The organism is Streptomyces sp. LS-MS-L19 (assembly GCF_058382285.1).
Map to the genome: position 1 here is coordinate 7,424,563 of NZ_JBYCLL010000001.1, position 13,494 is coordinate 7,438,056.

Annotated in this window: 13 protein-coding genes; 7 read left to right on the top strand and 6 right to left on the bottom strand. The window is 70.3% G+C overall.

The features are described 5' to 3' along the window. Positions 1-45: 45 nt before the first annotated feature. The 4 genes from AC2XR2_RS33170 to AC2XR2_RS33185 form a co-directional block, all read right to left on the bottom strand. Positions 46-915, bottom strand: a complete 870-nt coding sequence (locus AC2XR2_RS33170) for an alpha/beta fold hydrolase (RefSeq protein ID WP_491517031.1) — start codon at positions 913-915, stop codon at positions 46-48. 129 nt (positions 916-1,044) lie between these two features. Beyond that, positions 1,045-2,295 (bottom strand): hypothetical protein, encoded by a 1,251-nt coding sequence (locus AC2XR2_RS33175; RefSeq protein ID WP_491517032.1) that lies wholly within the window; start codon positions 2,293-2,295, stop codon positions 1,045-1,047. Then, positions 2,292-2,741 carry a DUF6114 domain-containing protein gene (locus AC2XR2_RS33180; RefSeq protein ID WP_330263938.1) on the bottom strand — a complete coding sequence of 150 codons (450 nt, stop codon included), beginning with the start codon at positions 2,739-2,741 and terminating at the stop codon, positions 2,292-2,294. Before AC2XR2_RS33180 ends, AC2XR2_RS33175 begins: the two co-directional genes overlap by 4 nt. 79 nt (positions 2,742-2,820) lie before the next feature. Continuing rightward, positions 2,821-3,435 carry a DUF6230 family protein gene (locus tag AC2XR2_RS33185; protein WP_381305023.1) on the bottom strand — a complete coding sequence of 205 codons (615 nt, stop codon included), beginning with the start codon at positions 3,433-3,435 and terminating at the stop codon, positions 2,821-2,823. Between the two features lie 230 nt (positions 3,436-3,665). On the opposite strand from AC2XR2_RS33185, the gene AC2XR2_RS33190 reads away from it, so the two are divergent. From AC2XR2_RS33190 to AC2XR2_RS33220, 7 genes are all read left to right on the top strand, one after another. Next, positions 3,666-4,361, top strand: a complete 696-nt coding sequence (locus AC2XR2_RS33190) for a MerR family transcriptional regulator (RefSeq protein WP_491517033.1) — start codon at positions 3,666-3,668, stop codon at positions 4,359-4,361. Between the two features lie 180 nt (positions 4,362-4,541). Then, positions 4,542-6,041, top strand: coding sequence for an MFS transporter (locus AC2XR2_RS33195; protein ID WP_449353256.1), 1,500 nt, complete (start codon positions 4,542-4,544; stop codon positions 6,039-6,041). A 135-nt stretch (positions 6,042-6,176) separates the two neighbouring features. Next, positions 6,177-6,746 (top strand): TetR/AcrR family transcriptional regulator, encoded by a 570-nt coding sequence (locus tag AC2XR2_RS33200; protein ID WP_491517034.1) that lies wholly within the window; start codon positions 6,177-6,179, stop codon positions 6,744-6,746. 243 nt (positions 6,747-6,989) lie between these two features. Continuing rightward, complete coding sequence (locus AC2XR2_RS33205; RefSeq protein ID WP_491517035.1) at positions 6,990-8,114, top strand: 4Fe-4S binding protein; 1,125 nt, start codon at positions 6,990-6,992, stop codon at positions 8,112-8,114. Positions 8,115-8,364: 250 nt separating this feature from the next. Continuing rightward, positions 8,365-8,934, top strand: a complete 570-nt coding sequence (locus AC2XR2_RS33210; protein ID WP_381303686.1) for a TetR/AcrR family transcriptional regulator — start codon at positions 8,365-8,367, stop codon at positions 8,932-8,934. A gap of 96 nt (positions 8,935-9,030) precedes the next feature. After that, positions 9,031-9,336, top strand: coding sequence for a hypothetical protein (locus AC2XR2_RS33215; RefSeq protein WP_491517036.1), 306 nt, complete (start codon positions 9,031-9,033; stop codon positions 9,334-9,336). Positions 9,337-9,455: 119 nt separating this feature from the next. Then, a complete protein-coding gene (locus AC2XR2_RS33220) occupies positions 9,456-10,631 on the top strand; it encodes a pyridoxal phosphate-dependent aminotransferase (RefSeq protein WP_491517037.1) in 1,176 nt (391 codons plus the stop codon). 57 nt (positions 10,632-10,688) lie between these two features. Here AC2XR2_RS33220 and katG read toward each other — a convergent pair whose 3' ends face one another. Together katG and AC2XR2_RS33230 are read right to left on the bottom strand one after the other, a co-directional pair. Then, positions 10,689-12,905, bottom strand: coding sequence for a catalase/peroxidase HPI (katG, locus tag AC2XR2_RS33225; protein ID WP_491517038.1), 2,217 nt, complete (start codon positions 12,903-12,905; stop codon positions 10,689-10,691). A 24-nt stretch (positions 12,906-12,929) separates the two neighbouring features. Beyond that, a complete protein-coding gene (locus tag AC2XR2_RS33230; protein WP_330263929.1) occupies positions 12,930-13,376 on the bottom strand; it encodes a Fur family transcriptional regulator in 447 nt (148 codons plus the stop codon). Between the last annotated feature and the right edge of the window lie 118 nt (positions 13,377-13,494).

A 13,494-nucleotide genomic window follows, 5' to 3' on the forward strand; every position in this document is an offset into this window, starting at 1 on the left:
CCCGGTTGGTCGGGCCGGAGCCGTGTTCGGTGTGGCTCGTCCGGGTCACGCTGTCCTGTTCAGCAGGTCGGCCAGGACGTCGGGGCGTTCCAGGGCGATGAAGTGGCCGGCCCCGGGGACCTGGGTGAAGTCGGCGGTGGGCAGGAGCTGGCGGTTGGCTTCCCGGTCCGAGGGGCGGGACCAGTCCTTCTCGCCGTAGACGAGGTGGATGGGTGCCTTGACCTCGGGGTAGCGGGTGCGGGCCGCGATGAGGCTGGGCAGGGCCTGGTAGACACTCCGGGCGACGGTGGGGTAGCCGGGGTGCTTGCCCACCCGGAGGAGTTCGTCCAGGTAGTCCTCGCGCAGTGCGCTCTTGTCGCCGAGGCCGCCCTGGAAGATCGTGCGCATCGCGGGCTTGGGCTCGACCCCGGCGATCACGGGGCCCACGCCGGGGGCGAGGACGCCGGTGACCACGATGCGGGCGAGGAGGCTGGAGCGGGCGATGCCGCCGGCGAAGTCGTAGGCGTTGACCGCGACGACGCGTCGGACGCGTTCGGGGAGGTCGGCCGCGGTGGTCAGGGCGAGCACCGCGCCCATGGACTCGCCGGCCAACGTCACGTCGTGCAGGTCGAGTTCGGTCAGCAGGCGCTTGACGCCCGCGCGCATCGCGGGTTCGTCGTACGACGCCCCGGGCACGATCTGCGAGTAGCCCATCCCCGGCAGGTCCAGGGCGTAGACCGTGTAGTGCTCCGCGACCAGCGGGATGAGCGCGCGGAAGTGCTCGGCCTGGGTCCGCACGGTGTGCAGCAGGACCAGGGGGGCGCCGGTGCCCGCCTTGAGGTAGCGCAGCTGTCCCTCCCGGTCGCCGCGCGGGGGGATCGTGTGGCTGGTGGTCCCGGGAAGGTGAAGGGTGGGACGTGACTCTTGGCTGGGCATCTCGCCGACTCCTTGTGGGTGAGGGATTACCAAAACGGTCACGGCTCGCACCGGAGAACGTGAAACCGATCGGTTTCCACTAAGGTAAACCGATCGGTTTCCGAGCGCAAGCCCGCCACGGTCAAGGATTCACCGGGGCGTCCCGTACCCGTGGATACCTGGGACGACGAGCTCTCCGCCGGTCTGTCCCGCCTGGTCGATATCGGCATCGGTCAGGTCGAGCCGTAGCTTGAGGCCGAGCGTCCCGACCGTGTCGTAGAGCCACTCCGGCACGGTGTCGGGAGTGAGGTGCAGGCGGAGGGCCGGCGGCAGGGGCAGGCCTTCGATGCCGGAGAGGGTGCCCGTCAGGCTCTCGACGTACATGGTGATGCGGTCGCCTCGCAGCGTGGACGTCGATCCGGGTGCTCCGTCGATGTGCTGGATCTGCGGGCCGACGGGTACGGCCATCTTCAGGTCGCGGATCGTGACGGCCGCCGCCGAGAACTTGAGCACCCGCTTGGGCCCGGCGGCCGTGTCCACGGTCACCACGCCACCGAAGACGAGGTCGTGCAGTCCGAGGCGGGTTCCCTTCATGTTCCAGGACTCGGCGGCGAATCGACCGGCGCTCGTGTCCTCGGGGGCCTTGAGGTCGCTGATGTCGCAGGTGCGGGGGGCTGCTGTGGTGGGTGTCGGGCGGGGTGGCGGCTCGGTGGTCCGGTGGTGGGGGGTGGGTGTTCGCGGCACGTCTGTGTGGGGGGTGGGGGAGGCGTGGGGTGTGGTCGGGGGTGCGGCGGAGGGATTCGCGGTCGTCGGCGTCTGCGTCGGGGCGGTCGGGATCGGGGTGGGAGTCGTGCCGGGTTGCGGGCTCTGCTCTTCGGTGGCGCCGGGGAGGAGGGAGCCGAGGAGGTCTGCGAGGGCGTTGGGGGCGGCGGTCGCGGTTGGTGCGGCGGTCGCCGTCGGTGAGGCGGCCGTGCTCGGTGAAGCGGTGGCCGTCGGTGAGGCGGTCGTAGTCGGGGCCGGGGCCGCCTTTCCGACGGTCCCGCGCTCCCGTGGCTCGACGGGGGCCGCCTCGCTCGTGGGGGCACCCGGCGTGCCCGGAACGGTGGCCGAGAAAGTGGGGGAGGGGGCTGCCGTGTCGCCGGGGCGGGCGCAGTCGACGCCGTCGGCGAACTCCTCCTCGGGAGCGGAATGAGCCGCGGTGGCGCTCGTGTCGACCGTGGGTGGACGCTGGCTCGCCAGGACGAGGACGGTCGGCAGCGCGGTGAGTGCGAGAGCCTTCCCGAGCGGCAGGCGCAGTCGGGTCAGCGCGGACGTACGGGGAACGGCGTGACGGCCTTTCGACGACCGCTGGTGGTGCGGTGCTACGGCCCCGCCGTGGAGGTCGGGCGACTGGTCGGTCATTCGCCGGCCCCTTCCGCCGGCCCCTCGGTGTCGTCGGCCGTGTTCACCGGGCCCCACGCCAGGGCCAGGAGTCCACCCGTGGCGGCACACAGCGTGCCGAAGAAGAAGCCGCCGAAGTTCGAGATGGGCAGCGACAGCACACCGAGGAAGACGGCCACGCACCCGGCGAAGAACCTGATGACCGGCTGGAACCACAGGAGTCCACCGAGGACGATCAGCGTCAGCCCGATGACCAGGGACCCCGCCCCCGCGGTGGTGGACATCGCGACCGACAGGGCGCCCAGGGAGAGGTTGAAGTACGGGAAGTAGATGATCGGCGCGGCTGCCAGGAGCACCAGCAGCCCCGCCCAGAAGGGGCGGGTGCGCCGCCAGGTCCGAAAGCCCTGGCGAGCGCGGGCGAAGCCGCTGTCACTGTGGGGGTGCGCGGGTGCGCCGGCACTCGTCATGTGGAGGTTCCCAACTCGTCGGCGGGCGGGGCGGATCCGGGGTGGGGCGGGGGGATAGGGGGCGGGGTGGGCCGGGGTGTCAGAAGCAGTCGTGGCGGCCGGGCGCAATGTTCATGTGCAGGCCCGCGAGTTCGAACGTTCCGGCGGAGGTGGCCCAGACCTTCTGGTGGGCGTCGATGATCTCGATGGAGTCGGCCTGCTGGGCGTAGCCGTCGGGATCGACGTGGTCCTTGGGGTTGACCTGGCCCTTTGTGATGGAGCCGGTGGCCACGCCGATGTCGACGTTCCTGAAGGTGCCGGACTTGGCCTGGAGGTCGGTCATGTCGATGTACAGGTTCCTGGCCTTGACGGCGGTGCCCTCGCCGCCGGCCTTGAGCGACATCGTGTAGGTCCCGAGCACCGGGATGTCCACGGGCACCGACTGGCACATGTCGGTGATCTTCGCCTTCTCCAGGGCCGAGACGGAGACGGGTATGTGCTTGCCGTTCTTGGCGACGTCCACCGTCGCGTAGTTGGCGAATCCGGAGCCGCTCAGGGAACCGGCGGAGACCTTGAAGTCGGAACCGGAGATGCTGAACGAAGCGGCCAGCGCGCCCTGGGCCATGGAGACGGCGACAGCGGCTGTGGCGGCCACGGTCGGCACCGCGCCGATGGCAAAACGCTTCCAGTGCGTCCTGCCCGTTTGCTGGGACATGCGTGGACCTCCGTTGTCGAGGTGAACGTCGAGGGGGTGCGGGGTGAGTCGAGGGGGTGCGGGGTGGGTCGATGTGTACCGGGTGCGTCGAGGCCGGGCGCGCGAAGAAGGCATGCCGGAGAAGCACTCGGTAGTGCTGCTATCGAGTGCCTGATAGTGGCACTATCGAGCTCGGTGGTGCAACCCCCGGTAACGCGATACTGGAGGGACAGTCGAGCGTGAGGGAGCGCATGAGGATTTCGGAGCTCAGCCGACGGTCCGGGGTGCCGGTGGCGACCATCAAGTACTACCGACGGGAGGGGCTGCTCCCGGAGGGGCGCGCGCTGAATCCGACCACGGTCGAGTACGACGAGGAGCACGTCCGGCGACTGCGTCTGATCCGTTCCCTCATCCAGCTCGGCGGGCTGTCCGTTGCCCGCGCCCGGGAGGTGCTCGAAGCCGTCGAGCAGCCGCTGGACGCGTTCGAGACCCTGGCCGTCGTCCACCACGCTCTGCCCGTTCCTTCCGCGGAGGCGGTCGGGGAGGGGGAGGGCGGTGAGGGCGACGGGAATGCCGGTGAGGAAGTGGCAGCCGGCGCGGCCGCCGAGCGGGTCGAGACCCTCATCGCGAGCATGGGCTGGCAGATCTCCGACGCGTCCCCGCACCGCCCGGCCCTCGCCGAGAGCCTCGCGGCGCTGAGCCGCCTCGGCGCCGACTACGCGGCCGACGACCTCGTCCCCTACGCGCGGCTCGCCACCTCCACCGCGGACCTGGACTTCGCGCAGTTGGAAGGGATCGAGGACCAGGTCACCCTCGCCGAGCGGGCGGTGGTCCTCAGCGTGCTGTTCGAGCCGGTCGTGAGGCTGCTGCGGCGCCTGGCCCAGGAGGACGCGAACCACCGTCGCCACGATCGCCGTGCGTGCGGGCGGGAGGAGCGGACGCTGTAGCCCGCGGGACGGGTGCCGGTTCGCCGACGCGGTCGTCGGTCGGACCGGCGTGTGGATTCCTCTGTCCGGACAGCCGTGCGACCCGGTCCGCTTGCATGCGGGAAACCGATCTGTTTTCCTAGGGGAAACAGATCGGTTTCCGACCGGTGGTCGGTCCATGACCAGCGACTAAGGGGAAAAGTGAGTACCACCTTCGACCGCGGAGCGCCCGCCTCCGGGAAAACAGACTCGGGCCGCCGCGGCTCACATGCCGTGCGCTGGTGGGTGCTCGTCGTGCTGGGCGTGGCGCAGCTCATGGTCACGCTCGACGCGACCGTCGTGAACATCGCGCTGCCCGAAGCGCAGCACGACCTCGGTTTCAGTGACGGCAGCCGGCAGTGGGTCATCACGGGGTACGCCCTGGCCTTCGGCAGCCTGCTGCTGCTCGGCGGCCGACTCGGTGACCTGTTCGGGCGTCGTACGACCTTTGTGACCGGCCTGGTCGGTTTCGCGGCCGCATCCGTCGTGGGCGGTGCGGCGACCAGCTTCGAGATACTCGTCGCGGCCCGTGTGGCCCAGGGCCTGTTCGCCGCGCTGCTCGCGCCCGCCGCGCTCTCGCTGCTCAGTGTGACCTTCACCGATCCGGCCGAGCGGCCGAAGGCCTTCGGCATCTTCAGTGCGCTGTCCGGTGCGGGCGCCGCGGTCGGACTCCTGCTCGGCGGCATGCTCACCGAATGGGCGTCCTGGCGCTGGGTGATGTACGTGAACGTCGTCTTCGCGGGCGTCGCGCTGGTCGGTGCGCTGCTGTTGCTGGCCAAGCCCGCGCACACCGAACGACCCAGGATCGACATTCCCGGCACCGTCGCGGTGAGCGCGGCGCTGTTCGGCATCGTCTACGGGTTCGCGCACGTCGAGTCCACCAGCTGGACCGACCCCGTCGCCCTCGGCTCCATGATCAGCGGGGTGGTACTGCTCGGGGTCTTCGCCTGGCTGGAACTCAGGGTGCCGCATCCGCTGCTGCCGCTGCGCGTGGTGCTGGACCGGACCCGGGGTGGTTCGTTCCTGGCCGTGTTCGTCCTGGGCATGGGGATGTTCTCGATCTTCCTGTTCCTGACGTACTACCTGGAGGCCAGCATCGGCTACTCGCCGATCGAGGCCGGGCTGTCCTTCCTGCCGATGGTCGGGGGCATCGTCGCCGCGTCGACCACGGTGCCGTCGCTGCTGCTGCCCAGGGTCGGTCCGAAGGTCGTGGTCAGCGCCGGCTTCCTGGTCTCCGCGTCCGGTATGGCCCTGCTGACGCAGCTCACCCTGAACAGCGCCTACGTCGCCGACATCATGCCGGGCATGATCCTGTTGGGGCTCGGCATCGGTGCGGTGATGACCACCGCGTTCCAGGGAGCGACCTCAGGCCTGCATCACGAGGACTCGGGTGTGGCCTCGGCGCTGATCAACACCAGCCAGCAGGTGGGCGGTTCGATCAGTACGGCGCTGCTGACCACCGTCGCCTCGTCGGCCGCGACCGACTACCTGTCCTCGCACAAGCCGGGCGCGCTGACCATGGCCCAGGCCGGGGTCGAGAGCTACACGGCCACGCTGGCGTGGGGAGCCGGGATCTTCGTGGTCGGTGCGGTGCTGGCGGCGTTCCTGATGCCGAACGCGGCGCTGGCGCCGTCGGAGGGCGAGCCGGTGATCGCCCACTGAGGGTGGGCCGTGACGGGGGTGCCGCCGTTCTGGCGCCACCCCCGTCGTCGTGCTGTCCGGCGCCTGCCCCGCCTTGCCGCGCACGCCGTAAACCGATCGGTTTCCAATCGGCCGGAATCGAGTTAACCTCGCCGTATGACCACCGAAGCAATGCCAAGCTCCCGAGAGCGCCTGCTGGAGGCGGCGGGAAGGCTCACCTACCGAGACGGCGTCAACATCGGCATCGACGCGCTGTGCAGGGAGGCGGGGGTGTCCAAGCGCTCCATGTACAAGCTGTTCGAGAGCAAGGACGAACTGCTGGCGGCCACTCTGGAGGAGCGCGCCTCCGACTATGTGGCGGCACTCCTGCCGACGGCGGACGACGACCGTCCGCCCCGCGAGCGGATCCTGCACGTCTTCGGGCAGGCCGAGGCGCAGGCGGGTGTGGCCGACTTCCAGGGCTGTCGGTATCTCGTCGCGCAGATCGAGCTCAAGGATCCGGACCATCCCGCCAGCCGGGTCGCCCGCGGGGTGAAGGACGACGTGACGGCCTTCTTCCGTGCCGAGGCCGAACAGGGCGGGGCGAGGGATCCGGAGCTGCTGGCCCGGCAACTGATCCTGGTCTTCGACGGCGCGAGCGCGCGTGCGGGGATCAAGGTCGAAACGCAGGGGGGTCTGCTCGCGCCGACGGTGGCCACGCTGCTTGACGCGGCGGGCGTGCGGTGAGGGGGGTGCCGGGTTCGGTTGTCGGGCGGGTGCGGGGGCGGGTGCCGGTGTCGGTGCGGGTGCGGGGGCGGGTGCGGGTGCGTGGGGGCTGGTCGCGCAGTTCCCCGCGCCCCTGGGGCAGTTCGGCGTATGCCGGCTCGGTGCTGGGGACTTGCGTGTGAAAACCGATCGGTTTACGGTGGTGAAACTGATCGGTTTCTCGCCCGTCGTGGTGAGCCCGCACCCCCCATCCCTGGAGCACGGATGACCGCCGCGCGTGACACCGAGGGGCACCCCGCCCGTCGCCCGATTCCGGCGAGGCTGGCGGCCCACCCGTCGGTACGGGCCGTACTCGCCCGGCGCGAGGCCGGTGACGTCGTACGGCCGCCCGCGGTGATCGACGCGGAGTGGCTGCGCGAGTTGTGTCTCGCGGCCGGCGCGGACGATGCCGCCGCCGTCAGCCTGGACCACCCCGACCTGGCCGGTGAGCGGGAGTGCACGCAGTCCGCGCTGCCCGGCACCCGCTCCCTGATCGCGATGGCGGTGCGGATGAACCGCGACAACTGCCGTTCTCCGGCCCGCAGCGTGGCCAACCAGGAGTACCACCAGGCCGACGACCAGGCCAACCACGCCGCCCGCAAGGTCACTCGGGCGCTCCAGGACGCCGGCTACCGGGCGCTCAATCCGTCCGTCGGCTTCCCGCAGGAGATGGACCGCTTCCCCAAGGAGCGGATCTGGGTGGTGGCGCACAAGACCGTCGCGGTGGCCGCCGGGCTCGGGGTGATGGGCCTGCACCGCAACGTCATCCACCCGAAGTTCGGCAGCTTCATTCTGCTCGTGACCGTTCTGGTGGACGCGGAGGTGAGCGCGTACGGACAGGCCCTCGACTACAACCCCTGCATCGACTGCAAGTTGTGCGTCGCCGCCTGCCCGGTCGGCGCCATCGCCAAGGACGGCGCCTTCGACGCCCTGGCCTGCACCACGCACAACTACCGGGAGTTCATGAGCGGGTTCACCGACTGGGCGCAGACCGTGGCCGACAGCGAGGACGCCGCCGACTACCGCTCCCGGGTCAGCGACTCCGAGAACGCCTCGATGTGGCAGAGCCTGTCCTCGCCGCCCGGCTACAAGTCCGGCTACTGCGTGGCCGTATGCCCCGCGGGAGAGGACGTTCTGGGGCCCTACCTGGACGACCGCAGGACGTTCATGGACACCGTGCTGCGCCCGCTCCAGGACAAGAAGGAAACCCTGTACGTCCTGCCCGGCTCGCCCGCCCAGGAGTACGCCCGGCGCCGCTTCCCCCACAAGCCCGTCAAGGAAGTCACCGGCGGCTGGCAGCCCCCGGCGAAACGCTCCGGGGCCGGCGACGGGGAGGGGCGTACGCCGTGAGCGGCGGTCACGTGCCGGCATGACGGCCGGTCGCGCCGGTGGGGCGTTTTGGCCGGTCGCTCTGTCCGGTCACTCGAGCGGGCCATTACTCGGAGTGGCCCCGGTGTGCGGCGCCCTGACGGGGACGGCGGGCGCGCGCACCACCATGGCTCGGCGACGGCCGTTCCCCCCGGCCGTCGCCGGGCCTCTCGCCCGGACCTGCGGAAACCGATCGGTTTTCATTTCGTCCGCTTCGGGTTAACCTCACGGTATGACCACCGAAGTGAAACTGAGCCCCAGGGAGCGACTGCTGGAGGCGGCGGCCACGCTCACCTACCGAGACGGTGTCAACATCGGCGTCGAGGCGCTGTGCAAGGCCGCGGGTGTGTCGAAGCGCTCGATGTACCAGCTGTTCGAGAGCAAGGACGAACTGCTGGCGGTGAGCCTGAAGGAGCGTGCCACCGCTTATGCGGCAACCCTCCTTCCGGCGGCGGACGACGGCCGTACCCCCCGCGAGCGCATCCTGCACGTCTTCGAGCGGGTGGAGTCGCAATCGGGTGCGCCCGAGTTCCGGGGATGCCGGTATCTGGCCGTCCAGATCGAGCTCAAGGACCAGGGCCATCCCGCGAGCCGGGTGGCCCACCAGGTCAAGGCGAACCTGACCGCCTTCTTCCGTTCCGAGGCCGAACGGGGTGGCGCCGGCGACCCCGACCTGCTGGCCCGACAGCTCAGCCTGGTCTTCGACGGCGCCAGCGCCCGCGCGGGCATCGGAGCCGACAAACTGACAGGCCTCGTCACCCCCACGGTGACGACCCTGCTGGACGCGGCCGGAGTGAGCTGAGACATCGAGATACCTGTGGGAGCCGAGTCGTCGAGTCCACCGAGCCGCTGGGGCAGAGGAATCGGCCTTGGTGTCCTCTTCGGAGGACTCACCGCGGTGGCGTCCGTCGCCGCTGTCGGCAGGGCGTGGGCTGCTTGTGACATCGGCGTCAACGCCGCGGCCAACAGCTTGAGTCTGCTGTTCCTCACGCCTCTCATCTGGCTCACGGCCGCGGTGCCCTGGGTGATCCTGTACGGCACCCTCGGCAGACGTCATCGCAGCGCAGCCCTGGGCGTAGGGCTTGTCTTCACCCTGTGGTTCGCCTGGTTCCTTGTCACATGGCTCGGCATGCCGGACGCCTACCCCGCGCCGTCGTGCCCGGGCAATGTCCCACCCTGGTGGCCGAGCTTCCTCCCGACATGACTCTGAGGTGCTGGCTTGCCCACCTGGTGGCACAGTGGCTCGACCAAGACGCCTGACCTGCCCCTTTACCCCGCCTCGTATAGTTCGACGTGATTCGAGGACCCCAGGAGGCCGACCGTATGAGGATCTCGCAGCGGGCTCGGTCCGTCGCGCCGTTCTATGCCATGGAGTTCGGCAAGCATGCTGCCGCGCTGGAGGCCGAGGGGCGTCACGTCGTCAAACTCAGCCTGGGGGAGCCGGACTTCGGGGCGCCGCCGGCCGTGATCGAGGCGATGCGGGACGGCGTGGGCAGTCGGCCCATGAGCTACACCGGGGCGCTCGGGCTGCCCGAACTGCGGCTGGCCATAGCGCGGTTCTACGGTGAGCGGCACGGTGTCGAGGTCGATCCGGGCCGGGTCGTCGTGACCGCCGGGGCCTCCGCCGCGCTGGTGCTGGGTGCCGCCGCGCTCGTCGACCCCGGGGACGAGGTGCTGATCGCCGACCCCTCCTACCCCTGCAACCGGCAGATCGCCGAGAGCTTCGGCGCGCGGGTCGGCCTTGTGCCCACCAGCGCCGCGTCGCGGTACCAGCTGGACACCGGGTCGGTGCGGGCGCACTGGACCGACCGCACCCGCGGGATCATGGTCGCCAGTCCCTCCAATCCGACCGGCACCTCCGTACCGGCCGACGAGCTGGCCGCGATCAGCGCGTTCGCCCGGGAGCGGGACGCGTGGCGGATCGTCGACGAGATCTACCTCGACCTCGGCGATCACGACGAGCACGGGCGGCCGCCGCGCAGTGTGCTGTCGTACGACCAGGAAGCCGTGGTCATCAACAGCTTCTCGAAGTACTTCGGGATGACCGGCTGGCGGCTGGGCTGGTGCGTGGTGCCCGAGGCGCTGGTGCCCGCGCTGGAGCGGCTCGCCCAGAACTACATGATCTGCGCCTCCACCCCCGCCCAGTACGCCGCGCTCGCCTGCTTCACGCCCGAGTCGCTCGCCGTGTGCGAGGAGCGGCGGGCCGAGTTCGGGCGGCGGCGGGCCCTCGTCCTCGACGGGCTCGCGCAGATCGGGCTGCCGGTGCCCGTGCCGCCCGACGGCGCCTTCTACGTCTACTTCGACGTCAGCGGCACCGGGCTCACCTCATGGGAGTTCTGCGGACGGGCGCTGGACGAGGCGCAGGTCGCCCTCACGCCGGGCCGGGACTTCGGGGTGGCCACCGCCGAGACCCATGTACGGCTGTCCTACGCGGCCTCGGCCGAGGAGCTGCGCGAGGGCATCGCGCGGCTCGGGAAGTTCGTCGCCACGCTCGGCTGAACAGAGCAAAGGGGCCGGTCCACCAGGACCGGCCCCTTCTCACTCAGGTGAGGTCGCTCAGACCAGGTCGAAGCGGTCCAGGTTCGAGACCTTGACCCACGCGTCGACGAAGTCCTTCACGAACTTCTCCTTGGCGTCGTCGCTCGCGTAGACCTCGGCGAGGGCGCGCAGCTCGGAGTTGGAGCCGAAGACCAGGTCGGCACGGGTGCCGGTCCACTTCAGCTTGCCCGTCTCCGCGTCCCGGCCCTCGAACGCCGTCTGGTCCTCCGAGGTGGACTTCCACGTCGTACCCAGGTCGAGCAGGTTGACGTAGAAGTCGTTGCTCAGGACGCCCGGACGGTCGGTGAAGACGCCGTGCGCCGTGCCGCCCTGGTTGGCGCCGAGGACCCGCAGGCCACCGACGAGGACGGTCATCTCGGGGGCGCTCAGGGTGAGCAGGTTCGCCTTGTCGAGCAGCAGGTACTCGGCCGGCAGGCGGTTGCCCTTGCCGAGGTAGTTGCGGAAGCCGTCCGCGACCGGCTCCAGCGCGGCGAAGGACTCGACGTCGGTGTGCTCCTCCGTCGCGTCCACGCGGCCCGGGGTGAAGGGGACCTCCACCGCGACGCCGGCGTCCTTGGCGGCCTTCTCGACCGCCGCGGCACCCGCGAGGACGATCAGGTCGGCCAGCGAGACCTTCTTGGCGCCGGTGTTGAACTCGGCCTGGACGCCCTCCAGGACCCGCAGGACCTGGGCGAGCTGCTCCGGGTCGTTGACCTCCCAGCCGCGCTGCGGCTCCAGGCGGATACGGGCGCCGTTGGCACCGCCGCGCTTGTCGCTGCCGCGGAAGGTGGACGCCGAGGCCCACGCGGTCGACACCAGCTGCGAGACCGTGAGGCCGGTCTCCAGGATCTTGACCTTCAGGGCCGCGATGTCGGCGGCGTCGATGGCCTCGCCCTCGGCCTGCGGCAGCGGGTCCTGCCACAGCAGGGTCTCCGCCGGGACCTCCGGGCCGAGGTACAGGGACTTCGGGCCCAGGTCACGGTGGGTCAGCTTGTACCAGGCGCGGGCGAAGGCGTCCGCGAACTGGTCCGGGTTCTCGTGGAAGCGCTTGGAGATCTCGCCGTAGATCGGGTCGAAGCGCAGCGAGAGGTCCGTGGTGAGCATCGTCGGACGGCGCTTCTTCGACGGGTCGTGGGCGTCCGGGATGATCTCCTGCGAGTCCTTGGCCACCCACTGCTTGGCGCCGGCCGGGGACTCGGTGAGCTCCCACTCGTAGCCGAAGAGGATGTCGAAGAAGTCGTTGCTCCACTGCGTCGGCTTGGTGGTCCAGGTGACCTCGAGACCGGAGGTGATGGCGTCGCCGCCCTTGCCGGTGCCGTAGGTGGACTTCCAGCCCAGGCCCTGCTCCTCCAGGGAGGCGGCCTCGGGGTCGTTGCCGACGTGGTCGGCCGGGCCGGCGCCGTGGGTCTTGCCGAAGGTGTGGCCACCGGCGATGAGGGCGACGGTCTCCTCGTCGTTCATCGCCATGCGGCGGAAGGTCTCACGGATGTCGCGGGCCGCGGCCAGCGGGTCCGGGTTGCCGTTGGGGCCCTCGGGGTTGACGTAGATGAGGCCCATCTGGACGGCGCCGAGCGGGTTCTCCAGCTCGCGGTCACCGGTGTAGCGCTGGTCGTCCAGCCAGGTGGTCTCGGGACCCCAGTAGACGTCCTCGTCGGCCTCCCAGACGTCGGCGCGGCCGCCGCCGAAGCCGAAGGTCTCGAAGCCCATGGTCTCCAGGGCGACGTTGCCGGTGAGGATCATGAGGTCGGCCCAGGAGATGGACTGGCCGTACTTCTTCTTCACGGGCCACAGCAGACGGCGGGCCTTGTCCAGGTTGCCGTTGTCCGGCCAGCTGTTCAGCGGCGCGAAGCGCTGCTGGCCACGGCCGCCACCGCCACGGCCGTCGCTGATGCGGTAGGTGCCGGCGCTGTGCCAGGCCATGCGGATCATCAGCGGGCCGTAGTTGCCGAAGTCGGCGGGCCACCAGTCCTGCGAGCTGGTGAGCACCTCGGCGATGTCCCGCTTCACGGCGTCCAGGTCGAGGGCCTGGAAGGCCTGGGCGTAGTCGAAGTCCGCGCCGAGCGGGTTCGCGACGACCGGGTCCTTGGCAAGGATCTTCAGGTTCAGGCGCTCCGGCCACCACTGGCGGTTGCCGCCACCCTGGGTCGGGTGCGCGGCACGCCCGTGCGCGACCGGGCAGCCACCGGTGCCCTCGGGCTGGGAGTCGGTGACGATTGCGTCGTGGTTCTCAGACATGTCAGTCCTTCCGAACTGGGTGGATCACGGTGCTGAAGTAAGCCTTTGGGGGGAACAGGCGGGGCACAGGCCCCAGTAGATGACCTCGGCCTCGTCGATCGAGAAGCCGCGGTCGTCGGAAGCTGTCAGGCAGGGCGCGTGGCCGACGGCACAGTCGACGTCGACGACGGCCCCGCACGACCGGCAGACCAGGTGGTGGTGGTTGTCCCCGACCCGTCCCTCGAACCGGGCAGGACTGCCCGGCGGCTCGAGGCGGCGTACGAGACCCGCCGCGGTGAGCGAGTGCAGAGCCTCGTAGACGGCCTGGAGCGATATGTGGCCCAGACGGTCGCGCACTCCCGTGGCGATCGCGTCGACGGGGAGGTGGTCACCGGCCCGAACGGTCTCGAGCAGTGCGACGCGCGCGGCCGTCACCCGCAGGCCGGCACCGCGCAGCTCATCGGCGGTGTTCGGAAGCTGGGGGGCGGTCATGGTGACCAACCTACCCCCATAAACCTGAATGGTTCAAGAAATGGAACCGTTCCAAGTCTGTGTCGCGTCGGATCGGGGCCCCGGACGCGCTCACAAGGGTTCCTTGTCAGGTGTGCGG